This is a genomic window from Paenibacillus sp. FSL R5-0341 (assembly GCF_037975235.1).
Taxonomy (GTDB): Bacteria; Bacillota; Bacilli; order Paenibacillales; family Paenibacillaceae; genus Paenibacillus; species Paenibacillus amylolyticus_A.
In genome coordinates, this window is sequence record NZ_CP150241.1 from 2167047 (window position 1) to 2193899 (window position 26853).

The 26853-nt window shown below is 45.8% G+C and carries 27 protein-coding genes and 1 other RNA gene; 20 read left to right on the top strand and 8 right to left on the bottom strand.

Going from position 1 to position 26853, the window contains the following annotated elements; all coding sequences use genetic code 11:
* Positions 1–59 precede the first annotated feature (59 nt).
* Entirely contained in the window at positions 60–881 is an 822-nt protein-coding gene (locus MKX75_RS09930) for a YitT family protein (protein ID WP_062833642.1), read from the bottom strand.
* Between the two features lie 304 nt (positions 882–1185).
* Here MKX75_RS09930 and MKX75_RS09935 point away from each other — a divergent pair, with 304 nt between their 5' ends.
* The 4 genes from MKX75_RS09935 to MKX75_RS09950 all read left to right on the top strand — a co-directional run bounded on the left by MKX75_RS09935 (position 1186) and on the right by MKX75_RS09950 (position 4617).
* Positions 1186–2778: a DEAD/DEAH box helicase gene (locus MKX75_RS09935; protein WP_062833643.1), complete on the top strand. Its 1593-nt coding sequence runs from the start codon at positions 1186–1188 to the stop codon at positions 2776–2778.
* Positions 2779–2986: 208 nt separating this feature from the next.
* On the top strand, positions 2987–3799 hold the full coding sequence (locus MKX75_RS09940) for a DUF624 domain-containing protein (protein ID WP_076330474.1): 813 nt from the start codon (positions 2987–2989) through the stop codon (positions 3797–3799).
* A gap of 51 nt (positions 3800–3850) precedes the next feature.
* Positions 3851–4042, top strand: a non-coding RNA gene (gene ssrS, locus MKX75_RS09945) — 6S RNA.
* A gap of 182 nt (positions 4043–4224) precedes the next feature.
* A complete protein-coding gene (locus tag MKX75_RS09950) occupies positions 4225–4617 on the top strand; it encodes a DUF1499 domain-containing protein (RefSeq protein WP_017689382.1) in 393 nt (130 codons plus the stop codon).
* A gap of 72 nt (positions 4618–4689) precedes the next feature.
* Here the strand turns inward: MKX75_RS09950 and tpx are convergent, their stop codons facing one another.
* Positions 4690–5208 (bottom strand): thiol peroxidase, encoded by a 519-nt coding sequence (tpx, locus tag MKX75_RS09955; protein WP_017689381.1) that lies wholly within the window; start codon positions 5206–5208, stop codon positions 4690–4692.
* Positions 5209–5356: 148 nt separating this feature from the next.
* Here tpx and MKX75_RS09960 point away from each other — a divergent pair, with 148 nt between their 5' ends.
* Entirely contained in the window at positions 5357–5983 is a 627-nt protein-coding gene (locus MKX75_RS09960) for a rhomboid family intramembrane serine protease (RefSeq protein ID WP_339169462.1), read from the top strand.
* A gap of 69 nt (positions 5984–6052) precedes the next feature.
* Complete coding sequence (locus MKX75_RS09965) at positions 6053–6964, top strand: LysR family transcriptional regulator (RefSeq protein WP_062833647.1); 912 nt, start codon at positions 6053–6055, stop codon at positions 6962–6964.
* Between the two features lie 36 nt (positions 6965–7000).
* Here the strand turns inward: MKX75_RS09965 and MKX75_RS09970 are convergent, their stop codons facing one another.
* The gene (locus tag MKX75_RS09970; protein WP_339169464.1) at positions 7001–7681 is read right to left on the bottom strand and encodes a zinc metallopeptidase; all 681 of its coding nucleotides are present in this window, start codon (positions 7679–7681) and stop codon (positions 7001–7003) included.
* A 28-nt stretch (positions 7682–7709) separates the two neighbouring features.
* The gene (locus tag MKX75_RS09975) at positions 7710–8138 is read right to left on the bottom strand and encodes a MerR family transcriptional regulator (RefSeq protein WP_017689377.1); all 429 of its coding nucleotides are present in this window, start codon (positions 8136–8138) and stop codon (positions 7710–7712) included.
* A 352-nt stretch (positions 8139–8490) separates the two neighbouring features.
* On the opposite strand from MKX75_RS09975, the gene MKX75_RS09980 reads away from it, so the two are divergent.
* Genes MKX75_RS09980 through MKX75_RS09990 form a run of 3 tightly spaced genes read left to right on the top strand, consistent with a single transcriptional unit; the run spans position 8491 to position 11752 of the window.
* Complete coding sequence (locus tag MKX75_RS09980) at positions 8491–9891, top strand: ammonium transporter (RefSeq protein WP_339169466.1); 1401 nt, start codon at positions 8491–8493, stop codon at positions 9889–9891.
* Positions 9892–9929: 38 nt separating this feature from the next.
* Positions 9930–11018: a DUF294 nucleotidyltransferase-like domain-containing protein gene (locus MKX75_RS09985; RefSeq protein WP_339169467.1), complete on the top strand. Its 1089-nt coding sequence runs from the start codon at positions 9930–9932 to the stop codon at positions 11016–11018.
* Positions 11015–11752 (top strand): exonuclease domain-containing protein, encoded by a 738-nt coding sequence (locus MKX75_RS09990; RefSeq protein ID WP_062833651.1) that lies wholly within the window; start codon positions 11015–11017, stop codon positions 11750–11752. The genes MKX75_RS09985 and MKX75_RS09990 overlap by 4 nt, the downstream gene beginning before the upstream one ends.
* On the opposite strand, the gene MKX75_RS09995 is transcribed toward MKX75_RS09990, so the two are convergent.
* Positions 11738–12229 (bottom strand): M67 family metallopeptidase, encoded by a 492-nt coding sequence (locus tag MKX75_RS09995; protein ID WP_076330478.1) that lies wholly within the window; start codon positions 12227–12229, stop codon positions 11738–11740. The two genes, MKX75_RS09990 and MKX75_RS09995, sit on opposite strands and share 15 nt — an antisense overlap.
* Before the next feature lie 218 nt (positions 12230–12447).
* On the opposite strand from MKX75_RS09995, the gene MKX75_RS10000 reads away from it, so the two are divergent.
* Positions 12448–12999 carry a TlpA disulfide reductase family protein gene (locus MKX75_RS10000; RefSeq protein ID WP_339169469.1) on the top strand — a complete coding sequence of 184 codons (552 nt, stop codon included), beginning with the start codon at positions 12448–12450 and terminating at the stop codon, positions 12997–12999.
* A gap of 80 nt (positions 13000–13079) precedes the next feature.
* Here the strand turns inward: MKX75_RS10000 and cimA are convergent, their stop codons facing one another.
* Positions 13080–14699: a citramalate synthase gene (gene cimA / locus MKX75_RS10005; RefSeq protein WP_062833654.1), complete on the bottom strand. Its 1620-nt coding sequence runs from the start codon at positions 14697–14699 to the stop codon at positions 13080–13082.
* A gap of 457 nt (positions 14700–15156) precedes the next feature.
* Here cimA and MKX75_RS10010 point away from each other — a divergent pair, with 457 nt between their 5' ends.
* The 3 genes from MKX75_RS10010 (at position 15157) to MKX75_RS10020 (ending at position 18479) form a co-directional block, all read left to right on the top strand.
* The gene (locus tag MKX75_RS10010; RefSeq protein WP_076330480.1) at positions 15157–16458 is read left to right on the top strand and encodes a DNA polymerase IV; all 1302 of its coding nucleotides are present in this window, start codon (positions 15157–15159) and stop codon (positions 16456–16458) included.
* 117 nt (positions 16459–16575) lie between these two features.
* A complete protein-coding gene (locus tag MKX75_RS10015; protein WP_017689369.1) occupies positions 16576–16818 on the top strand; it encodes a ferredoxin in 243 nt (80 codons plus the stop codon).
* A 218-nt stretch (positions 16819–17036) separates the two neighbouring features.
* Positions 17037–18479 carry a L,D-transpeptidase family protein gene (locus MKX75_RS10020; RefSeq protein WP_339169471.1) on the top strand — a complete coding sequence of 481 codons (1443 nt, stop codon included), beginning with the start codon at positions 17037–17039 and terminating at the stop codon, positions 18477–18479.
* A 42-nt stretch (positions 18480–18521) separates the two neighbouring features.
* Here the strand turns inward: MKX75_RS10020 and MKX75_RS10025 are convergent, their stop codons facing one another.
* Entirely contained in the window at positions 18522–18659 is a 138-nt protein-coding gene (locus tag MKX75_RS10025; RefSeq protein ID WP_017689367.1) for a hypothetical protein, read from the bottom strand.
* 254 nt (positions 18660–18913) lie between these two features.
* On the opposite strand from MKX75_RS10025, the gene MKX75_RS10030 reads away from it, so the two are divergent.
* From MKX75_RS10030 to MKX75_RS10040, 3 genes are all read left to right on the top strand, one after another.
* Entirely contained in the window at positions 18914–20011 is a 1098-nt protein-coding gene (locus tag MKX75_RS10030) for a quinone-dependent dihydroorotate dehydrogenase (protein WP_076330482.1), read from the top strand.
* A 134-nt stretch (positions 20012–20145) separates the two neighbouring features.
* A complete protein-coding gene (locus tag MKX75_RS10035; RefSeq protein WP_062833658.1) occupies positions 20146–20961 on the top strand; it encodes a GTP pyrophosphokinase family protein in 816 nt (271 codons plus the stop codon).
* Complete coding sequence (locus MKX75_RS10040) at positions 20948–21430, top strand: DUF309 domain-containing protein (RefSeq protein WP_076330484.1); 483 nt, start codon at positions 20948–20950, stop codon at positions 21428–21430. Before MKX75_RS10035 ends, MKX75_RS10040 begins: the two co-directional genes overlap by 14 nt.
* A 130-nt stretch (positions 21431–21560) precedes the next feature.
* Here the strand turns inward: MKX75_RS10040 and MKX75_RS10045 are convergent, their stop codons facing one another.
* Entirely contained in the window at positions 21561–22109 is a 549-nt protein-coding gene (locus MKX75_RS10045; RefSeq protein ID WP_036670155.1) for a thioredoxin family protein, read from the bottom strand.
* A gap of 221 nt (positions 22110–22330) precedes the next feature.
* Here MKX75_RS10045 and MKX75_RS10050 point away from each other — a divergent pair, with 221 nt between their 5' ends.
* The 4 genes from MKX75_RS10050 to MKX75_RS10065 all read left to right on the top strand — a co-directional run bounded on the left by MKX75_RS10050 (position 22331) and on the right by MKX75_RS10065 (position 26758).
* Complete coding sequence (locus tag MKX75_RS10050; protein ID WP_339169473.1) at positions 22331–24028, top strand: RsmB/NOP family class I SAM-dependent RNA methyltransferase; 1698 nt, start codon at positions 22331–22333, stop codon at positions 24026–24028.
* On the top strand, positions 24025–24771 hold the full coding sequence (locus MKX75_RS10055; RefSeq protein ID WP_339169475.1) for a pseudouridine synthase: 747 nt from the start codon (positions 24025–24027) through the stop codon (positions 24769–24771). The genes MKX75_RS10050 and MKX75_RS10055 overlap by 4 nt, the downstream gene beginning before the upstream one ends.
* Before the next feature lie 45 nt (positions 24772–24816).
* Positions 24817–25620, top strand: a complete 804-nt coding sequence (locus tag MKX75_RS10060; RefSeq protein ID WP_062833662.1) for a Cof-type HAD-IIB family hydrolase — start codon at positions 24817–24819, stop codon at positions 25618–25620.
* Between the two features lie 97 nt (positions 25621–25717).
* On the top strand, positions 25718–26758 hold the full coding sequence (locus MKX75_RS10065) for a hypothetical protein (protein ID WP_339169477.1): 1041 nt from the start codon (positions 25718–25720) through the stop codon (positions 26756–26758).
* Positions 26759–26853: the final 95 nt, after the last annotated feature.

Here is a 26853-nt window from a genome sequence, read left to right on the forward strand (position 1 = left end):
TAGGAGCCGTACACCGTTATTATACCACAATGTTGTGAATTGTTAACCGTACATGTGTCTCAACTTCTGCGGAATGAACCCATAACACCAACCGTTTCCACAATGTTAACAAAGGCTTTTGGATCTGTTTCCTTGATAATGCGTTTGATTTCAACCAACTCGTAACGGGTTGTAACGGTCATGAGCATGTCCTTTTCAATATCCGTGTATGCCCCTTGAGTCTTGATTTTGGTAACTCCGCGAGGCCGAACCAGTAATTTTCCTAACATGGCTTCGGTTTCGTTCGTAATAATGTACAGTGTTACTTTGACGTGACTGATGTGGATCAGATCCAGCACCTTGCCTGTAATATAGATGGATACCATGGAGGCCAGAGCTATATTCCAGTTATCACTCAGATATCCTGCAAGCAAAATGATTGCACCGTTCATGCCGGCCATTACTGTACCAATCGGAAAGTCTCGATTACGTGTGAAAATGGAACCGACAATGTCCAGACCGCCTGTGGAGCCGCCGACTCTGAAGGAAACGCCAGTGCCCAGTCCAATAAGCACACCACCAAATACAGAGCTTAACAAAGGGTCTGTAGCCACAGCAAAAACAGGCAGAAGCGCGATGAACCAAGAAGTGGCTGCTACCGAGAGAATACTTAATGTAATGAAACGACGTCCAAGAATAAACCAACCTGCAATGAGCAGGGGAATGTTAAGAACAAAATACATTATACTAAGATTCAACGTTGTAAAATAACCCAGAAGCATTGAAATACCGGACACCCCGCCGCTTAAAAGCTGATGGGGGACCAAAAACCAGTTAAAGCCGCAGGCAATAGCTGCAGCACCCAAAATGATCACTAAAGAGTGCCAAATTATTTTGGGCAATTTAATCACCTCATTTATATTTAAAACCAGATTGCTGGTAATCTTGAATTGTTTTGTGATATAATGATTTGTGGATATTCTTGAGTAGGAAACTTTTCCCAAATGGAACGATTTAATTTGAAATGTTTCAAACACATGTATGTAGTTTTAGTCTTATATTGGGGACCCATTCATGGAATTATAATCGTTCGTGAAAATAATTCGCCCAGTTGGGATACCCTATAAATATTAACGCTACTTAAGAATACAGACAACAAAGTGGATTGTCCACCATGTCCACCATATAAAAGGAGCATGAATAATTTTGACAAATTTAAACTTCACAGATTTCAATCTTGAACCACTGGTGCTGCAAGCCATCACTGAGCTCGGGTTTGAAGAAGCAACACCGATCCAATCCAAAGCGATTCCTTTGGCACTCGAAGGCAGAGACTTGATTGGTCAAGCACAAACGGGTACGGGTAAAACAGCTGCATTCGGTATTCCGTTGATCAGCAAAATCACGAAAAGTGACGAAAAAATCCGCGCCCTCATTATGGCACCTACACGTGAACTTGCAATCCAAGTTGCTGAAGAGATCGAAAAACTTACTCGCTTCAAAGGTCTGCGCTCCCTGCCAATCTACGGCGGACAAGATATCGTTCGTCAGATTCGTGCACTGAAAAGAAAACCACAGATTATCATTGGTACACCTGGACGTCTCCTTGACCACATCAACCGCAAAACAATCAAACTTGATGATGTACAAACTGTTGTATTGGATGAAGCAGATGAAATGCTCGACATGGGTTTCATGGAGGATATTCAATCTATCCTGAAACAAGTACCAGACGAGCGTCAAACGATGCTGTTCTCAGCAACAATGCCTCCTAACATTCAAAAATTGGCTCAACAATTCTTGAACAATCCTGAGCACGTATCTGTAATTCCTAAACAAGTTAGTGCGCCATTGATCGACCAAGCTTACATTGAAGTACCTGAGCGTCAAAAATTCGAAGCACTTAGCCGTTTGCTGGATATGGAATCTCCTGAACTGGCGATCGTATTCGGACGTACTAAACGTCGTGTTGATGAATTGGCTGAAGCTTTGCAAAAACGTGGATATTCTGCTGATGGTCTCCATGGTGACCTTTCCCAGAACCAACGTGATACAGTAATGCGTAAGTTCCGTGACGGCAGCATTGATGTACTCGTTGCAACAGACGTAGCTGCACGTGGTCTCGATGTATCCGGCGTAACTCACGTTGTAAACTTTGACCTTCCGCAAGATCCGGAAAGCTATGTTCACCGTATTGGTCGTACAGGTCGTGCCGGTAAAGAGGGTGCTGCATGGTCCTTCGTTACACCGCGTGAGATTGATCACTTGCACTTCATCGAGCGTGTAACACGTCACCGTATTCCACGTAAACCACTGCCAACAATGGCAGAAGCGGTTGAAGGCAAACAACGTTTGACAGCAGAGCGTTTGCTGGAAATCGTACAATCTGGCGAACTGAACGAATACAAAGGTATTGCGATTCAAATGCTTGAGCAATATGATTCTGTTCAACTGTTGTCGGCTGCTCTGAAGCTCCTGACAGGTGACAAAAAAGACGCTCAAGTTGACCTTACTCCTGAAGATCCGATCCGTGCTAAACGTCGTAAACCGGATGTTCGCTCAGGCGGACGTAAACCATCTGGCTACAGCGGTAACCGCAGCAGTGGTAGCGGCAGTGGTGGTGGCTACAACCGTGATCGCAACAGCAGTGGCGGCGGACGTGGTGGCTACAACCGTGATCGTAACAGCGGCAGCAGCACTGGCGGTGGAAGCAGAGAAGGTGGTTACAACCGTGACCGCAAACCGCGTCCAAGCAACAACGAAGGACGTCGTCCAGCGAAAGATTCTTCTTTCGAGTAATATAAACGTATGAACTGGAAAATGGAGCAGGCAACTGCTCCATTTTTTTATTTTCAAAAGGTTGTTCTGTCTTTTGCTCACTATCAAAAGCGCTGGTCAAGGGCATAGCTGATCTCTTTTCGGGAAGTACTGGCTTTTCCTATCTATAATAAGGTATATTAATATTAGACTTCAGGTAATACGCAAGGCTGCGGAGGAGGAGAAATGTTTGGAATTTAAAGGAGCTATGGGTGGGATCTACCGGCTTACAGAGTGGATTACGAGACTGGCCGCAACCAATCTGTTGTGGGCTATTTGTTCGTCTCCGTTCTTGTTTTTCTTGATTATGAAACTGCTCGTGATGCAGCAGAACCTCGCCAACGAATCATTGCAAATGAACTGGGCTATAGCCATTGTGGCACCGCTTACACTGTTCCCGGCGACTTCGGCGCTGTTTACGGTTGTTCGTAAATGGAATATGGGCGACACGGATGTGCCGATCTTCCGTACTTTCTTTGTAGGTTACAAGGAAAACTACAAGCAAAGTTTGATTGGGGGCATTTTTTACACGCTGCTGTTCGCGATTATGTATCTGGATTATACGGTGTACATGACGCAGTTCCGTAACATGCAGCTCGTGGGAATCATTATGCTTGTGCTGCTTCTCTTGTTATTTGTATCACTCTTTAACTTTTTCTCGATGGTTGTACACTACCATATGTCCATCGGGCTCATTATCAAAAATGCAGTATTGCTAACGCTGATCAGACCTTTCCGTGTATTCTCCACATTGCTGGGAAGCGGATTGTTGTTCTACATCGGTTTCCGTTATCCGGTCTTGTTCATCTTCTTCATTATTAGTATCATCGCCTGGTTTGCTTTCTTTAACTTCTACGCAACTTTCAACAAAATGCAGGAGCAGATGGAGAAGATGCAGTTGAAGAAAGAAGAAGAGGAAGCCGCTGCGCTGGCTGAGAAATCAGCAGAGAACGGTGAAGCATCTGAGACATCAGACGACAAAAACATTACACTGCAAAAATAAAACATGATGGATCGCCATTTACTTTTTACACAGTTAGGGATATAATAATTGTACATCCTGCGATGTACGTTTCGGTTATTCGTTGTTTTGAACCAATGATGATGTCTTCGGGAGATCAACACAGAATGTTGCTGAAAAGCCCTGTCTATACGACATGGGGACTTCAAAAAGCATTTTTGCGGTCACCCACCTGCCAAGCAGGTTCATAAGACAATGTAGCCGGACGGCATAGGCGGGTTCCTAAATTTTCATGTACAGCACCCTGACTTTTCCTCTTTTGAAGGAATTTCAGGGTGTTTTTATGTTGTGATGAATGGTTTTGATTGGTTTAGTGATAAATATGATGCTTACCCTTTTGTTACTACTTGAACAATGTTACACTAAGATACATAAATGGAACGGTTACATTCAAAGGAGGAAGGGTCTTGACCTTAAAGAGAACGCTCGTCGGTATCATCCGCAGCATGGAGGGAACCAGCGATCGAGCCAAGGATCCCAAATTAAAAACACGGTACTATAACTTATCCAAAGACAGAGCCTGGGAAGAAGTTTCTTCGACACTCAAAAAGATTCCAGGGTATAAAGTGCTGCACGAAGTGCCTTCTGTTGGAGAAGTTATACTGGAGAAACGGACTACCTTTGGACGGACGATGGACATTACAGTTTCCATTATCTCGGTAAGTCCTGTTCGCAGTGCGGTGGATATGTATTCTGCTTCCCGTGGTTCACTTGGAGACTTGGGCTCTAACTATCGGACGATTATGAATTTATTCTCTGTACTGGATAAAAAGCTGAGCAAGTATAAAGCAAATGATTGAAATAGATGGTGAATAACAAAAAGCGAGAGAAGGTTAACCTTCCTCGCTTTTGTTCTGAACGTATGAAAACTTCTACAGCAAAGCTTTTACAGCAGCAATTGCTTGCTCGAAGTTAGGGGAGTCTGTCATTTCAGGCAGGTACTCCACATATGTAATCCGGTCTTCAGCATCCACCACAAAAATGGAACGCATGTCCAACTGGAATTCTTTGATCAGAACGCCATAGTCTTCACCGAAAGAACGTGTTTTGTAGTCTGACAATGTTACTACGCGGTCAACGCCAGCTGCTCCGCACCAACGGGCTTGAGCGAACGGAAGGTCAACACTTACTGTCAAGACAACAACATTGTCTCCGAGTTCTCCAGCTTCAACATTGAAACGACGAGTTTGCGCATCGCATACGCCAGTATCCAGGGAAGGAACAACGCTGATTAATTTGATTTTGCCTGCGAAGTCTTTCAGGGATGCATCTTCAACCAGGTTCTTGCTCAGTGTGAAATCGGGTGCTTGATCGCCCACTTTCAATTCGGGTCCGATCAATGTAATAGGGTTGCCCTTAAATGTGGCTGCGCCAGTACGTTCTTGTGTCATAATAATGTTCCTCCTTATAAATTGGTGATCCGTGCCAAAATCCATTATAATCTTTTATGAAAGGCATTGTCCAATTCGGGCATGTACCATTACGATGGATCAGAGATGTAAGTCCGATCTGAACAGGGTGGAGTGAAAGAAGAAATTTATGATATTTATTCGCTATGAGAACTGGAAAGGTTATCTGAAGTATTTCCCTTTGACGTCGCTTTTTTTAATTGCCAATGTAGTCATGTTTATTGTGTTAACGGTGAACGGTGGATCAACGAACAATATGGTGCTGCTGAAATTCGGGGCACTCACGAATTATGAACTGTTCGCAGATGAGTGGTGGCGTTACATTACATCCATCTTCCTGCATGCGGGCTTCAGTCATTTATTGTTTAACAGTTTTGCGTTAATAGTATTTGCACCACCGATGGAGCGACTGCTTGGGTCGGTAAGGTATGGAGTGTTGTACCTGGGTGGCGGCGTATTGGGCAATATTCTTGCTGTTGCTTGGTACAACTCGATTGGGAGCATCACCATCTCGGTAGGCGCTTCAGGAGCGATCTATGCCGTCTATGGTGCATTCCTGTATGTGGCCCTGTTCCAGCGCACCATGATGGATGAGGCTTCGCGCAAAACGATGTACACCTTGCTTGTGTTCGGGATTATATTCTCCTTCGCCATGTCAGGCATTAACTGGATGGCTCATTTAGGCGGATTGCTGGGTGGATTCTTTATTTATGGACTGTTGATCAGATTGTGGAAACCCCGCAGCTTAAAGCGGTAGTCAGAACGTTCTCAAGATGGAATGCAATCAAGGATAAGTAGGGTATAACAGATTGGAGCGATCAGGCGAGTGGAATTAAGACAGTTGCATTACTTTTTGAAAGTGGCACAGAAGGAACATGTAACACAGGCTGCTGAAGAGTTGCATGTGGCACAGTCAGCGGTGAGTCGTCAGATTCATCAGCTGGAAGAAGAGCTTGGCGTGGACCTTTTTATGCAAAAGGGGCGAAACCTGCAGTTGACTGCCGTGGGACAGCTTTTTTGCAAACGGATTGAAGGCATATTGAAAGATCTGGATAAGGCGGTCGGAGAAGTTCATGAGTTTCTGGACCCGGAGCATGGGGAGATTCGAATTGGATTTCCGCATAGCCTGGGGATTCATCTCATTCCTTCCGTTGTGGCTGCTTTCCGTCAGCGTTACCCTAACGTGAAATTCAGATTTAAGCAGGGGATGTTTCCTACGCTCATTCGTGATGTGTTATCAGGAGAGGTAGACTTGGCATTCATATCTCCTTTTCCGGAGAAGCATGATCAAGTGGATGGGGATATTGTACTCACGGAGGAGTTACATGCCATTCTTCCTCCGAATCATCCGTTAGCTGGTGAGGAGACGATTGCGCTCGAACAGCTCAAGGATGATAAGTTCGTATTATTCAGCAAAGGTTATTCTCTTCGTCCTATTGTGTGGCATGCATGTCTGGAAGCCGGTTTTACACCCAAGATCGCTTTTGAAGGTGAAGAGACCGACACGATCCGTGGGTTGGTCGCTGCGGGCATGGGGGTCAGTCTGTTGCCTGAGATGGCGTTATTCCAGACGAACCCGTTGCAGCCGGCACATGTGGCCATCTCTCATCCCAAAGTAACACGCACCATCGGGTTAATTCACCGTGCAGATGACAAACTGCCGCTAGTTGCCCAGTCCTTTCGTTCATTCTTGCTTCATTATTTCGGTTTACAACAAAACAATACCCCATCCGATTAACGGTGGGGTATTGTTTTTGTGTTATGGGGTTTGGAATTAATCGCGGTTGTTGAAGATTCCGATGTAACGGATCAATTCAAGCAGTGAGATCAAGGCTGCAGCGACATAAGTCAAAGCTGCGGCATTCAGAACTTTAGCAACACCTTTTTCTTCTTCATTGCGGATATAACCTTCAGATACCATAATCTCTCTTGCACGATTGCTGGCGTTGAACTCAACCGGCAATGTGATAAGTTGGAACGCAACGGTTACGGAGAAGAAGATGATACCGATACCTACAAGGTTCATGGCATTGAAGATGAATCCTGCAATCAACAGGAACGGAGCTAATCCGGATGCAAAGTTCACAATTGGGAAGATCCGGTGACGCAGTGCCAGCATCGGATAACTTTCTTTATGCTGAATGGCGTGGCCAACTTCGTGACACGCTACCGAAACAGCTGAGATTGAGTTTTCATAATATACTGGTTCCGATAAGCGTACAACCCGATTGATCGGATCGTAGTGATCAGACAGTGTGCCACGTACTGGCTCAATTGGAACATCATGCAGGCCGTTAGCGTCGAGCATCTGGCGAGCTGCATCGTAGCCGGTGATTCCATTCTGGTTCGGTACCTCTGACCAACGTCTGAAAGTACCTTTAACGCGAAATTGCGCCCATAAAGAGAGCAAAAAGGCGATAATGATCAATACGAACATACCGTTATTAAAACTCATATTCATTCCTCCGCTTTCTAATAATAAGCTACATCATGGTGTTCTCAAGCAAGATTTTCAGTGCCTCCATTGTACCGGCACTTTTGGTAAGTAGTCCTGCCATCATCTTGCGTGCTTGTACAGGTTTCATCTCCCCGAGTAGCGGTTTGAGTTCGTTAACCTCTCGCTCAAGTTGTTGCACATGAAGCTCCAATGTTGTCAATTTGCTGGCAACTTGTTCTTCCGTACTAACCAGACGCCACTTCTCAAGAGATTGCTTAATCTCGTCGAGACTATACTTCTCTTGTTTCATCTGTACAATACGTTCAAGCCTGGTTAAAGTTTCATTACTATAGAGACGATAATTTTTTTGTGTACGTTCTTCGGGAGCGATCAGTCCAAGCTTCGTGTAATAATCAATCGTCCGTTCACTAACACCAGCGGTCTTGGCAAGTTCGCCAATCCGAAAAAGTTTCATATCCCCAATGATATTCACCTCGCTTGCAAGTTCAAATGTAGGGAATTGTAGTTTCCGCTTGCGAATTTATATACTACGCCCAATTTTTCTTACTAATAAGTATGATACATGATCTTTAACCGTACAGTCAAACGTTATGCTTTGGTAATCAGCATACTTCATTTCTATATCTATGTGCTCATAGAATGTGATTATGTACTTAAGTGCAAGAAAAAGACGCATGACTTTATTCCCAGAAATAATTTTCAGATTTGATGAAAATACTCTTGTCAACTTTCCTCTCTTCTGCTTATAATGACATTAAGAGTTTCACGATATGTGAAGAAACTTAACATAAGAGGGAGTGGGGTATATGAGAAAGAAATGGTTGGTTTCCGTGTTAGTAATGCTTACTTTATTAGCTTTTCCGGTCAGTGCATTCGCAGCTGCGGAGGGGCCGACTAACATTGAACTTCAAAGTGGTTTGAACTCAGCCTTTACGTTTCTGGCTGTTGTACTCGTGTTCTTGATGCAAGGGGGATTTGCTTTACTTGAAGCGGGTTCAACACGAATGAAGAATGCAGGACACATTGCGGGTAAGACCATCCTGACATTGGGAATTTCAGTTATTGCCTTCTGGGCTTTGGGCTTCGGTCTTGGTTTCGGTAATGGTAACAGCTTCTTTGGAACAACAGGATTCTTCCTGAGCGGTGACAAGATGGCTGCTTCCTTCGAATCACTGGCTTTCTCCGATGTTCCACTGACTGTTAAATTCGTATTCCACCTCGCTTTTGCGGCGGTATCTCTGGCCATTGCCTGCGGTGGTATGGCTGAACGTGCAAAGATGAGCGTATATATTGTTTTCGGTACACTTTATACCATTATCATGTATCCGGTTGTTGCTCACTGGGTATGGGGCGGCGGCTGGTTGGCTGAGCTGGGTATGCAAGACTTTGCAGGATCGACGGTTGTTCACTTGACTGGTGCGACTGCAGCTTTGGTAGCGACCATCTTGTTGAAACCACGTATTGGTAAGTACAACAAGGACGGCAAACCTAACATCATACCAGGTCACAACCAAGTGTATTCCGTACTCGGGGTAATTATCCTCTGGATCGGTTGGTTCGGATTTAACCCAGGTAGTACGTTAACTGCCTTGGACGATGGATTCTTTGGTTATGTTGCATTGACTACTAACGTAGCTGCTGCAGCAGGTGGTGTTGCTGCACTGTTAATTTCATGGGCAGTTCTTGGCAAGTCCGATATTCCTAGCATGTTGAACGGTGTGCTTGCGGCACTCGTTGCAATTACAGGTGCTTGTGCCTTCGTTGAACCTTGGGCAGCTCTGGTTATCGGTGCTTTGGCTGGTGTTATCACATTCTTCACAGCACAGTACTTCGATCGTAAAGGAATCGACGATCCAATCTACGCTTTCTCCGTACACGGTGTTGCTGGTATGTGGGGAGCAATCTCCACAGGTTTGTTCGCTACACCAGAACTTGCTGAGCATGCGGGTGTAGGTCAAGCGGGTCTGTTCTATGGCGGTGGATTCCACCAATTGGGCGTACAGCTTCTTGGTCTGGCAGGTGCTTTTGCCTTCGTACTGGTAATGTCCTTCATTATCCTGGGCGGAATGAAAGCGATCATGGGCATCCGTGTTACTGAAGAAGAAGAAACAATGGGTCTGGATATCAGTGAGCACGGTACTTACGGATACCCTGAACAAATGAAAAATGTAGATTCTAAATCCAATGGTGGTACGTTCAGCTCCTGAGGTGATTAATGCTGATACATGCTTCAAGGAGGCTGGACATGATGGAACCTATCTCGTATACAAACTATTCCTGGTCTTATCAGGGAATCGATGGTGCGGTGTCTTCTCAAGAACTGCGCCAGGCACGTGTGATATTACAGAACGAGCTCCAGGAATTGTTGTCCGCTTCCTTGTCGCCGATCGAGTGGTACCAAACGGTAAATGAACTGCATGACCGGATTGCACGGAAAGCAGTAGAGTTATGCATTCAGGGGATGGTTGAGGAAGGCTTCGGCCAACCTCCCGTCCCCTATGCCTTTATCGTATTTGGCAGTTCCGGCAGGGAAGAAGCAACGTTATGGAGTGATCAGGACAATGGCATGATCATTAGCGATACGCTACATGAAGGTAAAGAGGAATATTTTGCTCAGCTCGGACAACGACTGACGGATATGTTGGAAGAGCTTGGTTACGCCAAGTGCGAAGGCAAAGTCATGTGCTCAGAGCCACTCTGGAGAAAAACGCTGGCGTCATGGAAGCAACAATTAGCAGATTGGAGCTCGGATCTGAATTGGGAGCCCGTTCGTAATCTGATCATTGCTTCAGACATGCGTTTTGTGGCAGGGGAGCAAAGCTTGGCAGAGGAATGGATCACGAGTTTTTATGAACAGTTTAGACTGGTTCCTGAACTTTCGGATGCAGTTCTTCGCAATACGGTTAAACACAAAGCGACATTAAATGTACTTGGTCGTGTGGTCACAGAGCGATTCGGTGAACATGCAGGCGGATTTGATGTTAAGTATGGCTTGTATATTCCGCTGGTGAACAGTGCCCGTTATTTGGCTCTGCAACATGGGATCAAGGAGTCGTCTACGTTAAAAAGAATGGAGAGACTGACATCCCTTGAGGCTGTTCCGTTTACATTACTGGATGCATGCCAGCGGGCCTTCATTGCTGCTCTGAAATTTCGTAGAAGTACACCAGTTGTCATCCAACGTGACTTGCAGCATAGCAGTGGGTTCCTGGATGAGAAGCAGATGAAACAAAAACAGATTCATTATGAGCTCAGGGATACGCTCGGGTTGGTACGAAGAGTGCATCGAGCTTTGCAAAGACAGTTGCGTTTTGCAGAAAGGAGACGTCCATGAGAGAGCCGGTAAGGGGCAATACAGGATTCTGGAATTCGCTGCGTCAGGGAGGGGTTCCTTCCGCCATCGCTTCCATTATGGGAGCCCCTACGGCGCAACACATGGCGTTTATCCGCTCAATGATGAGAGAACAGCGCCGACCTGAGGTACTGCATACGCCTCTAAATGAGCTGGACGCTGTTGTATTTGATCTGGAAACGACGGGTTTCTCTCCCCAGCATGGGGATGAGATTATCTCATTTGGTGCGGTCCGTATACATGGTGGTGTGGTGCTGGAAGGAGAACAGTTCTATACGGTGGTGCAGTCCAAGACTGCGGTTCCGGAACATATTACTGAACTGACGGGCATCACACAGCAGATGACGCTGGACGCACCGACTTTGCTGGAGGGGCTGCATGATTTCATGTCTTTTGTAGGTGGAAATGTTCTGATTGCGCACGCAAGTGCGCATGACCGAGCTTTTCTGAATGCAGCTCTGTGGCGGACTTCCAAGGTAAGGTTGACGCATCGTTTAATCGATACGATGATGTTGGCCCGCTGGCTTGAACCAAGCAGGCCGGGGTACGGTCTGGATGAATTGCTGGAATCCAGAGGTATTCCAATCTATGGACGTCACCATGCGCTGGAAGATTCGAAAATGACTGCACAGTTATGGTCCTGCTACCTGGAGGACATGACTCGTAAAAATGTGGAGACCTTGGGGGATCTGTATACCCAGTTAAGTCACGCATAATGGAACGGGAAGCAGATTGTACGAAGGGACAATATGGTGTGACTGATCTTGTTGTACCTTCGAGGATTCAATCTGATAACCGTTCAGATGCATGTGAGATCGTAATCCGACTGTAAGGTCAGGTGAGCCGATGAGGTACATCTGGAGTAAACCGGCGAAGGCCGGAAGCGCTTGGATGTCCTCTACGGATGGAACGGGCCTTGTATGCGGATGAGAATGGAAGATGCCAATGAGCTTAGGTTCGGAGAATACGCACCGAATCCATTCGGCATCGTCCAACGCAAAATGGTGCAGCGGGTCAGGTGCTACGTTACGAATGGGCTGAAACCGACTGATTCGTATGCCGCCCGCTGCGGTTTCACCCAGCAAAACCCCGCAGGCTTCTTGCGGCAGCGAAAGGAACATGTGCTTTGACATCTCTTTTTCTACGGAAGAAGGGATGTAGAAGACGTTTTGCTGCCCGTGAAGTGCTGCCATTTGTATTCACCCCTCTCTCTTTGGCTCCTGCTTAGGCAGGAGTCCTTTTTCATTTTATTTTGTGTGCTCCGGATTGTAAAATTTTAAAGGAAAAGGGTACAATATTAAAGAGAACAGTTGAGAATCATGTTTTAATGAACTGTCATAGAGCGTGATCAACATTTAGCATGCACAGAAATTATGGTTTTAGTTCTAATTATATAAAAGGGTGGCGGGTTATGAAACGAAACAAATACATACTCCTCGGTGTTATATTGCTTGTTAGCATTACCATGGCACGGAATACAGAGGTTGGAATTTCCACTGTATTTAAGCAGGATGAACCTGTACCTACAGAGACGGGACCACGTGCGGGTCTTCTGGCACCTGCTTTTTCTCTGACAGCAATGGATGGGAAAACGTACAGTGCAGGTGGCGCCAAAGATAAGGCCACGTTCGTCAGCTTCTGGGCATCCTGGTGTGAGCCATGTAAGCAGGAAGCTCCGGAACTGAATAGAATGGCTGCGAAATACAAGGATAAGCTTGATCTGTATGGCGTTAATGTAACATCTTACGATAAACTGAAGGATGCCAAAGCTTTTGTGGATGAGTACCAACTGACGTTCCCTGTTCCCTTGGACGAAAAGGGGACTGTGTATGCTCAATACAACGGAGTGGCTTTTCCAACGAATGTTCTAATTGACTCCAGAGGGGTTATTCAGGAGATAATCTTGGGTATTTTGCCTGAAAAAGAGTTGGAACGTAAGATTAAAGAGCTTGTCGCAAACTAATTTTCACTTAAAAAAAGGAGCCTCCGTTACCCATGATTCATGGATACAGAGGCTTCCTTTTATTTTCCGGGAAATAAGCTTTAGTGGTTGCTTAACCCGTGAGCAGGAACAGGGAGTGTACCCGGCTCATCCTGCAATTTTTCTTGAAGTAACGCATAGCGGAAACTGTGCACGAGAGCTTCCCAACTTGCTTCAATCACGTTCTCGGATACACCAACAGTATTCCATGTGTTCTCTGTATTTTTGGATTCGATCAATACACGAACTTTGGCAGCTGTGGCATCCTTCTCATCCAATACACGGACTTTATAGTCAGAGAGATGCATGTTGGCAAGTGAAGGGAAGTATTGCACCAGCGCTTTCCGAAGCGCGTTATCGAGTGCATTCACCGGACCGTTTCCTTCAGCAGCGGTATAGACACTTGTTCCAGCCACATTAAGTTTGACAAAAGCTTCAGAAACAACGGATTTGCCTGCCGTTTTCTCCACAAGCATTTTGAATGATTCGAAAGTAAACAATTCTTTCATGTCACCGTTCGCTTCACGAATTAACAATTCGAGCGATGCATCTGCACCTTCGAACTGGTAACCCTGATGCTCCAGATCTTTGATTTTCTCAATAATCTGACGTGAATTGGCACTGCTTGGATCAAACTCAAGACCCAATTCCTGTGCTTTGGACACGATGTTACTTTGTCCAGCAAGTTCCGAAACCAGCACACGCTGTTTGTTACCGACCAGTTCAGGCACAATATGTTCGTAGGTACGTGAATCCCGCAAGATAGCAGAGACGTGAATACCACCTTTGTGAGCAAAAGCAGCATTACCGACATAAGGCTGATTAATCGGCATATTTACATTGGCAATCTCGCTGACATAACGGGCCACATTCGTAAGTTGTCTCATGGAATCTTCCGTAACACATTCATAGCCAAGCTTCAGTTGCAGGTTCGGAATAATGGAAGCCAGATTGGCATTGCCGCAACGCTCTCCATAACCGTTCATCGTTCCTTGAACCTGACGAGCTCCGGCTTGTACAGCGCTGAGTGTATTAGCTACAGCCAGTTCACAATCATTGTGTGTATGAATGCCGAGCTGTGCATGAGGAAGGCTTCTGTGCAGTGTAGATACGATCTCGTGCACCTCGTTCGGCATCGTTCCGCCATTGGTATCACACATGACTAGCCAGTCCGCTCCAGCCTCATGAGCCTTGGTCAAGACAGCTTGAGCATACTCGGGATTATGTTTGAATCCGTCAAAGAAGTGTTCAGCATCGAAGATCACCTCCATACCATTCTGTTTCAGATAGGCGATGGAATCATAGATCATGGATAAGTTTTCTTCGAGTGTGGTCTGCAAAGCCGTATGCACATGGAAGTCCCATGATTTACCGACCAGGGTGGCAGCCTGCGCGCCCGATTCGATCATGCGCTTCAGGTTGGCGTCTTCACTAGCGATGCTGCCTTTACGGCGTGTACTACCAAAAGCAACGACCTTTGCGTTCAGGTTTAATTCCTTGACTCTTTTGAAAAACTCAATGTCCTTGGTATTGCTGCCTGGAATTCCGCCTTCAATATAATGGACACCCAGGTCATCAAGCTTCTTGGCAATTTTGAGTTTGTCGTCTGCCGATAAGCTGACACCCTCCCCTTGTGTGCCGTCACGTAAAGTCGTATCGAAGATGGAAATGGCCTTTGACATGAAGATCCTCCTTTGAGATAAAGCGCTTTTTTAAAAGTTTGGATTGTAAGTTGGGAAAAGCTGTTAAGTACGTTAATGGACGAATCCTTCGATTCGGCAACGCTACACTGTGTTAAACTCAATGCGCTGATTTGTCCTAAAGTCGTCAATTTGTATAATTAATTATTATAGCACCATTATAGCCAAATGCTACATAGAATTCGCAGTATCATGTAACAATTAACGGATTTTAGAGAAAAAAGAAGGATGTTAATCATAATCCGGATGTATGTTATAATCTATTATTGAGTTTTAATTGGAATATATGGAAGAAAAGGAGGGTTGATTATTCGATCTTTAATCAATTTTCGCAGAAAATAAAAGCCCGTGACTGAATTTACATAACGGGTTTGATATACTATAGAAGAAAGCGAATTACGTTTCATTAATTAGTGTGCATGAAAGGGCGGGGTTCATGATGTCTTCAGAGGGCAATCCTCCAGCGAATGTGGATCAATATTACCCTACTGCCGGACGGGTGATTCTGCATGTGGATATGAATGCTTTCTACTGCTCTGTACATGAAGCGGAGGAACCGGATCTATATAGAGGAAAAGCAACAGCCGTTGCGGGCAGCAGTGAACTGCGCAAGGGTGTAATCGTCACCTGCTCATATACCGCCCGTAACCGAGGGATCTCAACAGGTATGGTTGTAAACCAAGCCATGAAGAAGTGCCCTGATCTCATTGTGATTCGTCCTGATTTTCATTTATATCGCAAATATTCAAGAAACTTCATGCAAATTGCGTATAGTTATACCCCTCTACTTGAGGCGACGTCCATTGATGAGTGCTATCTTGATATTACAGGTTCGAGGCAATTCGGGAATCCAATGGAGATTGCGGAGAGCATTCAGCGTAGAATCAAGGATGAGTTGGGGCTTCCTTGTTCCATTGGCATTGCACCCAACAAGTTATTGGCGAAAATGGCTTCAGATCTGAAAAAACCGAACGGTATCTCCATTTTACGGATGAGGGATGTACCTCGGATTCTTTGGCACAGGCCATGTAACGAAATGTTTGGCATTGGTAAAAAGACGGCTGAAAAGCTGAAAAAATTGGGCATTGAAACGATTGGTCAATTGGCCAAATCGGATGAAAACATGTTGACCGAACTATTCGGAGTCAATGGAGCGTGGCTCAAAAATTCTGCGAATGGCATTAACCATTCTCCGGTTCACGCTGAACGGGAAGCCAATAAATCCATTGGGCATACGACTACTTTACCGGCGGATGTATCAGATGTGAATGATATTCATCGGGTTTTCCTCAATATAAGTGACCAGGTAGCCAGAAGATTGCGCAAGCACGAAATGTTTAGCCAGGGTATTCAGATTACGATTCGGACACCGGATATGAAGACGATCACCCGATCACGTTTGATGGAAGTACCAACGGAGGATGCATCGGTCATCTATCGTGAAGCCTGTCAATTATTTGCGAAGCATTGGGGTAGTGGAAAGCCCGTCCGTATGCTGGGTGTGACACTCCAAAACCTGATTCCAAGAGAAGAGTCCGCTGTGCAGATGGACTTGTTCGAATATGAGCAGAAGCCCAAGAAGGACAATCTGATTCGCATTATGGATCAGTTACGTGATAAATTTGGTGAGAATGCTGTTGTGACCGCAGGCATGCTTGGAGATGATCCTTCCGTGCTGCTTCGCAATCATAAAGTGCGGGGCACTTCCCTGCAAAAAGATAACTTGCAAAGTCTTGATTAAATAAGGGATAATAGAGACTTGTGGTTGGAAAATGATTTGTAATTATTCTTACTTTGTATTAATATGTTTCTAGATAAAAACACTGTACGTTTCGAATTTTAGGAGGAGAGAATGTAAATGAGTAAATATACTTGGGTTGAAAAAGACACATGCATCGCATGTGGCGCTTGTGGAGCAACGGCTCCAGACATCTACGATTACGATGATGAAGGTTTGGCAGAAGTTATCTTTGACGGAGATGCTAACCATGGTGTCAAAGCTATTCCAGACGATTTGTTTGACGATATGCAGGATGCATGTGATGGCTGCCCTACAGATTCCATCAAAGTAGCGGACGAGCCTTTCAATAAAGAAGGCTAATTATTCTCCTATGAACACAGAGCACTTTCTTTTGTCTTAACGACAAGGGAGGGTGCTTTTTTTATGACTCCATTAAACTGTAAACATATGATCTATGATCAAGGACGAACATTGTCGAAAACTCATTTTTTCACCGGGTACTGAAGTCCTATGGATTTAACGCCTGATTATGCCGATATATAATGATATACGTAAAAGGCGAAATAGTGGAGGATCGGATGCAAAATACTCATCTAAGAACATATGTCAAGAAACATCCCGAAAACAAAATGGCTTGGTACTTGCTTGGAAAGGAGTACTTGGGCGAAGGGCAGGAGGCGAAAGCCAACTATTGTTTCCAGCAAGCGGGCGAGGTTTACGAAGCATTTGAACGTAGTAAAGCTCCAGCTGACATCTGGGTGGACTATCAGGAGAAACTGGTGGAGATGTCTGAGCAAAAGGAGAAAAAACAACGTAGACGCAAAATGTGGCTTACGTTGTTAATGCTGCTTGTGCTGGCAGGTCTGCCACCTGCGGACGCTCCGGGCTTCAGTCGTGAAGCAGCTGACGCACTGTCAGCAGCACTGGAATCCACAGATGACATGGCAGCGCCTGTAGAGGCGGATAAACAGACTGGGACTGCATCCATTGCGCCAAGTAATGTGTTCACCGCTGCGGCATTTGGTGGAGGCAACCATGGCGAGGCTGCGCTCGCAGCTGCCTGGTCCGGATCAGGTCCGAAAGTAGAGACTTCCGCTGTACTGGGTATGCAAACCTCGGATGACTGGTCTTTATGGAAGCGAAATATGCCTGTGAAATACATAGTACAAACCAATACAAGCGGGAAATTAACAGCACAGAGTTATGATGCCAAGCAATGTAACTGTGAACCTCCTGAAGTCACGCCGAAAATCAAAAAGATGGCCTTGGCGTGGACCGCCAAGCAGGAAGCCGCTGCATCATTATCAAGTGCGATCGTTGCCTATCGCAAAAAAAATAACGCTTGGCCCAAGAGTGTAACGCAAATGGCCCAGCCATTTCCGAATAATATTCTGGGAGAAACTGCGCCAGGTATGACCGAGATGTTTCCGAAGCTGTTAGCTTTGCATCAAGGAAAAGCACAGGAAGGAAAAAGCGATTCGAGTGGTCAAGAGAATGGTTCAACGACTTCGAATACGTCTCAAGGCAACAATGCCGCTTTTGCAGATACGCTGGGAGGTCATCCTTTTTTGCAGGAACCGCTTGAGATTGTCATTGATAAGGATAAACACAAACTTGCATTAATCAGTGGGGATACCATTGTTCGTATGTATGATGTGGGACTTGGCGGTGATCGAACACCGGAGGGTTCATTTGTTATTACAGATAAAGTGGTCAATCCGAATGGACGCTCGAACGGGGAGTTCGGAAGCAGAGGTATGCAACTCTCGAATACGAATTATGCCATTCATGGAACCAACGAGCCAGACAGCATCGGACTGGATGAGTCCCTTGGATGTGTGAGAATGCGTACAGGAGATGTAGAAGAGTTATTCGCTCTCGCTCCGCAAGGCACTCCGGTACGCATTGGAGAAGATGTACTGCCAGATCTAACGCTTGTTCCAGAAGCGAAGCAACGTTATCAGCATACGCTTGTTCCTAAGCAGAATAATCCGAACAAAACGTATCACTGGCTGAATTAATCTGCTGGATATGTAGAATCAGATGGAATCAGCCTGAATCATCTACATGTTGGCAATAATGATAAGAGCACCAATGATGATGATCAAGCCGCCTACACTGGCTGCTGTCCATGCAATGGCTTTGCGATTCACTTCTTCTTTCTTTTGCTGTAATGCAGGTGGTTTACGTTTGGGAGCCATGAGTTATTCCTCCTTATTGGAATAGAACTGGTGTAGAGTAACCATGCTCTCATTGTAAAGAATTCAACTCGTCATTTCCAGTGGGCGGGTGGATTTCTTGTGAGCATTTTGCATCATTCGATTTGTGGTGTCTATGCGCAAACTACTTTCCTTTTTAATAAGAAACAGATAGACTTGTGTGTAGAGTGTTTTTTTACATATGAAAAGACGGAAAACGGCTTTTTGGCGTACCGGACCAGAACGGAGTGAGTGATTTGTTATACAGAAGTCTTGCTAAACCTTTGTTGTTCAAAATGGACCCTGAGCAGGCCCATCATCTGATTATTGGCGGCCTTAGTGGCGTGGGCAGTATCCGTCCGGTTCCTTCCGGGCTGCGTGTGATGTACGGCGTTCGTGAAACGTCTGATCTGGCTGTTGACATGTTTGGGTGTCATTTCCCTACACCTGTCGGTCTGGCTGCGGGTCTGGACAAAAACGGACAGGCAGTAACGGGCTTTTCTTCCATTGGCTTTGGATTCATGGAAGTGGGAACGGTGACGCCACTTGCACAACCAGGTAACGATCAGCCACGGTTGTTCCGTTTACCTCCAGATGAGGCTTTGGTGAACCGGATGGGCTTCAACAATCTCGGTGCGGAAGCCATGGCTGTTGAGTTGGCGCGTCTTCAGGATCGTCGCATTCCAGTGGCTGTTAACATCGGCAAGAATAAGGCAACTTCTAATGAAGACGCTCACTTGGACTATTCGAAGTGCATTCAGGCGCTATATGATTATGCTGACCTGTTTGTAGTTAATATCAGTTCACCAAATACACCGGATTTGCGTAATCTGCAACATGGGAATGAATTGAAGGAACTGCTCGCTGCGGTCATGAACGAGATGAACGTGCAGCATGCGCGAGCGGGTGGAGCGATCAAATCCGTGCTGGTGAAGATCGCACCGGATGTGAATGATCAGGAACTTGAATATATGGTTCGCACAATTGCAGACAGTGGTGTTGCAGGCATTATTGCTACGAATACAACCATCAGTCGCGCAGGACTTTCCCACCAACATGCGAAGGAAACGGGTGGTCTGAGCGGTAAACCTTTACGTGACCGTTCAACGGAGATTATTCGCCAGATCTATCGCCAGACCGAAGGAAAACTTCCGATCATCGGTTCAGGTGGCATTTTCACAAGTGAGGATGCGTACGAGAAAATTAAAGCCGGAGCAAGCCTAGTCGAAATATACACAGCATTGATTTATGAAGGGCCTGAGGTGAATCGGCGCATTCATGCCGGACTGCGTGAGTTGCTGCGCAAGGACGGTTATGGTCATATCTCCGAAGCGGTTGGTGCGGAGCATCGTTAAGAAGCAATGTGAATCCCCGGAATGAAAATATAGAAGCATGGAAGAGCGTAAAATGGTTCGGGACTCTTCCCCCCACCAAACATCATGTATAATGGAATAGAACAGGGGATGCTATAGAGACAGGAGGCATAAGCATGGACGGTAGAGACTGGGGTACATTTTTACTTCCTTATGAACAAGCGGTAGAGGAATTGAAAGTCAAGTTTAAGACAATGCGAGCGGAGCTGAAGAAACGGGAAGAGTATGCCCCGATTGAATTCGTTACCGGTCGTGTCAAAAAAATATCCAGTATTCTGGAGAAATCCAGACGACTGAATGTGTCGCTTGATGACGTGGAAACAGGCATTGAGGATATTGCAGGTATCCGCATTATGTGCCAGTTCGTAGATGATATCCGTCGGGTTGCCGAGTATATTCGAGGCCGTAAGGATCTCACGGTGTTAATTGAGAAAGATTATATTACGAATTTCAAAGAGAGCGGCTATCGCAGCTTCCATATGATTATTGAATATCCCGTTCAGACGGCTCTGGGACAAAAGATCGTATTGGCCGAGATTCAGATCCGGACGCTTGCCATGAACTTCTGGGCTACCATTGAACATTCTCTAAGTTATAAGTTTCGGGAAAGCTTGCCGGATGACATGCGTGCCAGGCTGAAAAAAACGGCTGAGGCCGCTTTTGTACTGGATAATGAGATGTCTGCGATTCGTCTACAGATTCTGGAGGCACAGAAGGCCTTTGAGGATGATTCCAATATCGTATCAAGAACATTGAATATCATTCATCAACTGTATTTCTATCACCTTGTCAGTGAAGCGATTGAGGCACAGAAGCGTTTTAACGATTACTGGGAACGACATGACATGGAAGGGCTCAAAGACTTGCTGGATGATGTGAAAGAACTTCTGAACAACGCCAGAAAGGGCGAAAATCCGGATGAGCAACTATGAGCCACTATACATTGACTACTTAATCTACTTCAATCGGGATCAGGATTATTTCGAGTGCCATGAGGTGCTGGAAGAATTGTGGCTTGAGCGGAATCGGGATTCTCTCTATAAGGGATTGTTGCAAATTGCTGTTGGTCTGTACCATTTCAGGAATGGCAATCTCCGCGGAGGCATCATGATGTTACAGAGTTCAGTTGATCTTTTGGAACCTTATCCTGATACGACTCTGGGCATTGAGCTTGGGGTTTTGGTACAGGAAGTAAAGGGAATCGTGAAGCAACTGTCTGAGCCCGACGCTCAGTCTGTGACTTATAGGGATTTGTCCATACGTATTGTTGATGAGGCACTGGAACAGGAGATACATGCAAGATCGCTTGAGCTGAAGCCTAATATTCCTCAGCGCCGGAGTCCTACTAGAGGGCGAATATACGAAGAGAAGATGAAGGCGATGGGTCAGGGTAAAAGTTAAGCCGTAATCAGCGTTAGCATTCAAATGAGCATTCCATGGATGTGAAATTCCATGTATATGAAACACCCCGACGATTCCTGTAAAGGAAAAGGTCGGGGTGTTTTTGAATGTTGCGTCATATTTTTATCCGTTAGCTTGCGGAAGGAGTGGCACTGCCTTTATATTTTTGGAAGAATTGTTTGTAATCATCCAGCGTATAGCCTTGGTCACTGCCATTCTCTTGCAGTCCGCCAACCATACGATCCTTCTCGACACCAGCCTCGTAATACACGAGTGTAGGTGTGAATTCGATGTTGTAATCAGTCCATCCCGCTTCGAATTCGCGCAGATTAAACTGCGGAAGTTCGATACCTTCACTGTCAACTAGTGGCATCAACTGAGGTGTTGTGGCACGGCAGTGCGAGCAGTCGGAAGCGAAGAAATACACAAAGAAGCTATCTTTGTTATCAATTTTGGCTTTGAGATCAGTGGGTACAATAATTTGTTGATAGTTCGGATCACTAAGTAGCTCCCGAGTAGCAGGATTGAGCTTGGAAGCAGCGATGCCATAAGCATTTTCCACCGAATCCATCTGTTTCTTGGATTGCTGGTCTACAACAACCAATGCTGCAATCATAATAATTAAAATACCCAGGAAAATCAGGATCGCAGCACTTTTCTTTTTCTTCTTGGACTTCATTGGACATCCCCCATCGATCATATCGAAATATAGTTTTGGCAAAAATAGAGGTTGGGATAATATGCATAAACACCCGAATTTTTGCTCAGGAATCAATCTACTTGCCATTATACTACATTACACGCTGTAGTGGAATAGATACGATATGATAGGAAAGCAAAGCTTGGATATGATAAAATAAAGCGATAATGCAATCTTACCAAGACAGGATGAGTGGGAATATGGGTGTAAAGCTACCTTCAATATTTGCCGAGCGAATGAAAAGTTTGCTTGGCGATGAGTTTGAACAATTTATGAAATCTTATGAGCAGTCTCCACATGCGGGGCTGAGAGTGAATACGCTGAAGATATCGATGGAACAATTCGATGAGATTGCTCCATTTGATCTAAGATCTATTCCGTGGTGTGAGACAGGGTTCTATGTACCTCATGGTGTTAAACCAGGTCTACACCCTTATTATCATGCAGGCCTTTATTATATACAGGAACCAAGTGCTATGGCTCCAGTTGAATTATTGCAAGTGGAACCTGGGGATCGCGTGCTTGATCTCTGCGCTGCTCCGGGTGGGAAAACGACACAGATCGCAGCAAAGCTGCAAGGCAAGGGCGTGCTTGTCACGAACGATATCCATGCCGAACGCACGAAAGCGCTGGCCAAGAATGTGGAATTGTACGGGGTGCGGAACGCCGTTGTGTTGAATGAGTCGCCCGAGCGGATCGCAAATGCATTTCCTCATTATTTTGACAAAGTATTAATTGATGCGCCTTGTTCAGGTGAAGGCATGTTCCGCAAAGATGAGGACATGGTGAAATCGTGGGAACATCATTCGGTGGAAAAATGTGTGCTCATGCAGCGGGATATTTTGGAGATTGCGGCACGATTGCTGGCTCCGGGAGGCACAATCGTGTACTCGACATGTACCTTTGCGCCGGAGGAAAATGAAGCAATGATTGCGGAGTTCTTGAATGTAAACCATGATTTCGTTGTCAAAGACATTCCTGAAGAGAACGGATTCGCTCCAGGACGTCCGGAATGGGTACGTCAGATGATGCCAGAGAAGGCTGAAGAGACGGAAGTTGTACTGGATCAAACGCGTGGCACCGCAAGATTGTGGCCTCACCTTTTGGAAGGAGAAGGGCATTATGTCGCTGTATTACAGCATCGTGCAGGGCAAGGATTGGAAACAGATCAATCTGGAGTAGTTAAAGAAGGAGCAATGGAGTATGGACAGGTCGTGGATGTGTCCAGGATTGAAGTAAAGGGGAACAAGGATCACTCTATTGCTGCTTCTTCAATTGCTATGACCAAGGCTGATCGTAAAAAGGAACGTTTGTTGCGAATCGAATCCAGAGAGTCCCATGATCGACAGATTGGTGGCGGCAAGAATTCGGGTAGACAGGGCAAAAAAGGTAAAGATTACGGTGGACGTAAATCGGAACGGGGTCAGGGACGCGGAGTTGATGCGGCAAGTATTGATCCGGTTGCGATCTACACTCAGTTTATGAAAGAACAACTGGAGGTTGAATTAGACGGAGAAACGGTATGTTACGGAGACCGGGTATATCAATCATCGGTTGGTGCAGCTCGGTTGGAGGAACTGAAAGTCATTCGTCCAGGCTGGTTTGTGGGTACGATCAAGAATGGACGATTTGTTCCGTCCCACCCGCTTGCGTGTGCTTTGAATGCATCTGAGGCGCGGCGAAGCGTGAATCTGTCATCCGCTGATGGCGAAGCCGTGAGGTACCTCAAGGGTGAAACGTTGAATATTGAAGAAGAACGAGTGGTGCTCAAGGCGGACACAGTTGCCAAAGGGTACGTTCTTGTATGTGTAGATAGTTATGCTGCTGGCTGGGGAAAATGGCTGGATGGTGTGCTGAAGAATGAATATCCGGCAGGCTGGAGGTGGACATCGGTATGAGTGGAAAAGGCAAACAAACGCTGCGTCTGGACAAAATATTAAGTCATATGGGTGTGGGAACACGGAGTGAACTCAAAAAGATGGTGAAGCAAGGCAGAATCCATGTGGACGGCAAAGCAGTGAAAGACAGCGGCGTACAGGTGAATCCAGAGGTCAACGTGATCGAGGCTGATGGAGAGCGGATTGTGTATCGGGAGATGATCTATCTGATGCTGCATAAACCTCCAGGTGTCGTGTCTGCTACCGAGGATAACAGAGATAAGACGGTGCTGGATCTGTTGCGGAAAGAAGACCGGGTCTTTAATCCGTTTCCTGTGGGACGACTGGATAAGGATACAGAGGGACTGCTCATTCTCACGAATGATGGTCCACTTGCCCATGATCTGTTATCTCCACGCAAGCATGTGCCGAAAACCTATGAAGCCCGTGTTCTGGGAAACGTGGATGAAGACGATGTACAACGTTTCAAAGATGGTGTACAGCTGGATGACGGGTATGAGACGCTGCCTGCTGAACTGACTATACTTGGTCAGGAAGAAACGGAAGAAGGCACGATCTCGTCGATCTCGCTTATTATTCACGAAGGGAAATTTCACCAGGTAAAACGTATGTTTCAGGCGGTAGGCAAACGAGTGATCTATCTGAAACGCGTAGCCATGGGTGAGCTTGAATTGGCTTCCGATCTTGCGATCGGAAGTTATCGTGAACTAACCGTAGATGAGTTGAACCTACTTCGGAAGTAAGGATTTTGTTGGTGCGATTACTACAGAGATGAGGATGAAGCTGAAATGACCTATAAATTAATTGCACTTGATGTAGATGGAACACTGCTGAATGATCATCATGAACTTACCGAATGGACTCAGGAGACCTTGATTCGTGCTTCCCGTCAGGGAGCAGAGATCGTTCTGTGTTCAGGCAGAGGTCCTGCGAACACGATTCCTTTTATGGAGCAGATGGGACTGGATGGATATGTGATTACACATAATGGTGCCGTAACGGCACAAGTGGATACACGAGAGGTGGTTCATCATTTTGCATTAGATGGACAAGGACTGGAACCGATCATCGATTACTGCCGGACTAATGGCGTGCATTTTGATATCAATACGGCTTTTGGTCTGTATGTGGATCAACCGGAGGGTTTGGGTTTGCAGGTGCGTGAGATGTACTACAACTTTTTGGCGGAGCCACTGAAGCTACCCAAGTGGGTTGACATGACAGAGCCACTGGCCAAATTCACTGCATTTGGTCCGATTGAACAGATGGATGCAGTACTGCAGGAGTGGTCTACTTGGAATCTGCCTTATTATATGACACGGAGTGGTGACTTTTTTATTGATCTGATGCATCCCGAAGCGTCCAAAGGCGCTGCGCTCAAACGGCTTGCCGAATCCAAAGGAATCTTGCCTTCGGAGATCATGGCGATTGGCAACTATTTCAATGACATTACGATGTTGACCTTTGCTGGTAAAGGCATTGCCATGGATAACTCACCGGATGAGGTGAAAGCTGCTGCCGATGAGGTGACACTCTCCAATAACGAGCAGGGTGTGGCACACGCGATCCAAAAATATGTGTTATCCGTCTAACTTTACATCTTAAATTTGAAATGCATACCTCCCTCATAATCTACCGTCCTCAGGGGCATCCTAAGAGAATAACGTTAGGAATGGAGGAGGACAGGTGATGAAACATGATGTGGAATTGGTTACTGACCTGCGTACATCAGGTGGAGAAGTACAAGATGTGATGGTCAATGGTCAATATGCAGGCTCACTGTTCATTGTATATAGAGAAGGAGATCGCTTATCTGGTAGTCTTCAGATCGAGCAGGAGTCTCTGCCAGATGATACAGAACAACGTATCGTGGAGAAAGTGCATGCCTATGTCCGTTCTCTTGCGGATGCGTTGGAAGCTGCATATTATGAAGTGTTGGTCAGTTGTGGCTCGCTACACTCGGTTCTGCACAAGCCTGAGTCAGAGACCGCATGGTCGTCCGAAGACATGGTTCATGACGAGGAACGTTATGACGATATAGACAGCAGTGATGTTAAGGTAATCCCTGGTTCACAAGCCGAATCGTTTACATATGAAGATCGGGATCATGTTCTGGAGATGGAAATGGTAAGTGCCGGACGCAGCATATCAACGTATATTTTCAATGATGCTGATGGGCAGGAACTTGCGGAAGCTTCCTTAAAACAATATGGCGCCGATGCGCAAGGTGAAATACACTGGTATGACGAGCCTGAAGAAAATCAATTGGAAGCCGCGGCAGAGTTGCTGGTCAGAGAGCTGGATGAGGATATCATTGATACGATAACGATCCGCATGTGGCATCAGGGCAACGAACTCGAGGCGTTAGAGTGGATACATCGCGATTTCTCCGAGGAGTTTGAGGATACGAATGAATCGGATCTGGATGAGTTGGAGGCTGCCGAAGAAGCAAGTTATGTCATGCTGAAACGTAAGGATCGGGAGTTCCGTGTATATGAGCTGTTTCTTCAGGAGCGTGGTGGATTGCCTGTGGGAACAGCAACCATAGACACTTCTCAATCCGATCTGACGGGATACATCGATTATGAGGTTCCTGGAACGAGCATACAGCGAAAGAGCCTGGTCGAAGTGCTGATGCAGGAGTTGGACAAGGAAATGGAGTTTGATACGCTGCACCTTACGATGTTATATCGAAATCAGATTATTGATGAAGCCAGAATAGATGGGTAAAAGGCAGTCGCCTTTTACCTTTTTTTGTTTTCATTTTGACGAAAAATTCATTTCCCGGTATAGTACCATTAGTTTAATAGAGATCAGGAAGTGGA

Excerpts from the sequence above, each read along its gene's own strand:
- MKX75_RS09985 (WP_339169467.1), top strand. The coding sequence starts at position 9,930 with ATGATGGAACCTATCTCGTATACAAACTATTCCTGGTCTTATCAGGGA.
- MKX75_RS10035 (WP_062833658.1), top strand. The coding sequence starts at position 20,146 with ATGGACGGTAGAGACTGGGGTACATTTTTACTTCCTTATGAACAAGCG.
- MKX75_RS10015 (WP_017689369.1), top strand. The coding sequence starts at position 16,576 with ATGAGTAAATATACTTGGGTTGAAAAAGACACATGCATCGCATGTGGC.
- MKX75_RS09970 (WP_339169464.1), bottom strand. The coding sequence starts at position 7,681 with ATGAGTTTTAATAACGGTATGTTCGTATTGATCATTATCGCCTTTTTG.
- MKX75_RS09980 (WP_339169466.1), top strand. The coding sequence starts at position 8,491 with ATGAGAAAGAAATGGTTGGTTTCCGTGTTAGTAATGCTTACTTTATTA.
- MKX75_RS09995 (WP_076330478.1), bottom strand. The coding sequence starts at position 12,229 with ATGGCAGCACTTCACGGGCAGCAAAACGTCTTCTACATCCCTTCTTCC.
- MKX75_RS10050 (WP_339169473.1), top strand. The coding sequence starts at position 22,331 with ATGGGTGTAAAGCTACCTTCAATATTTGCCGAGCGAATGAAAAGTTTG.
- cimA (WP_062833654.1), bottom strand. The coding sequence starts at position 14,699 with ATGTCAAAGGCCATTTCCATCTTCGATACGACTTTACGTGACGGCACA.
- MKX75_RS09975 (WP_017689377.1), bottom strand. The coding sequence starts at position 8,138 with ATGAAACTTTTTCGGATTGGCGAACTTGCCAAGACCGCTGGTGTTAGT.
- MKX75_RS10010 (WP_076330480.1), top strand. The coding sequence starts at position 15,157 with ATGTCTTCAGAGGGCAATCCTCCAGCGAATGTGGATCAATATTACCCT.
- MKX75_RS09960 (WP_339169462.1), top strand. The coding sequence starts at position 5,357 with ATGATATTTATTCGCTATGAGAACTGGAAAGGTTATCTGAAGTATTTC.
- MKX75_RS10065 (WP_339169477.1), top strand. The coding sequence starts at position 25,718 with ATGAAACATGATGTGGAATTGGTTACTGACCTGCGTACATCAGGTGGA.
- MKX75_RS10040 (WP_076330484.1), top strand. The coding sequence starts at position 20,948 with ATGAGCAACTATGAGCCACTATACATTGACTACTTAATCTACTTCAAT.
- MKX75_RS10020 (WP_339169471.1), top strand. The coding sequence starts at position 17,037 with ATGCAAAATACTCATCTAAGAACATATGTCAAGAAACATCCCGAAAAC.
- MKX75_RS10055 (WP_339169475.1), top strand. The coding sequence starts at position 24,025 with ATGAGTGGAAAAGGCAAACAAACGCTGCGTCTGGACAAAATATTAAGT.
- MKX75_RS09990 (WP_062833651.1), top strand. The coding sequence starts at position 11,015 with ATGAGAGAGCCGGTAAGGGGCAATACAGGATTCTGGAATTCGCTGCGT.
- MKX75_RS10045 (WP_036670155.1), bottom strand. The coding sequence starts at position 22,109 with ATGAAGTCCAAGAAGAAAAAGAAAAGTGCTGCGATCCTGATTTTCCTG.
- tpx (WP_017689381.1), bottom strand. The coding sequence starts at position 5,208 with ATGACACAAGAACGTACTGGCGCAGCCACATTTAAGGGCAACCCTATT.
- MKX75_RS10000 (WP_339169469.1), top strand. The coding sequence starts at position 12,448 with ATGAAACGAAACAAATACATACTCCTCGGTGTTATATTGCTTGTTAGC.
- MKX75_RS10025 (WP_017689367.1), bottom strand. The coding sequence starts at position 18,659 with ATGGCTCCCAAACGTAAACCACCTGCATTACAGCAAAAGAAAGAAGAA.
- MKX75_RS10060 (WP_062833662.1), top strand. The coding sequence starts at position 24,817 with ATGACCTATAAATTAATTGCACTTGATGTAGATGGAACACTGCTGAAT.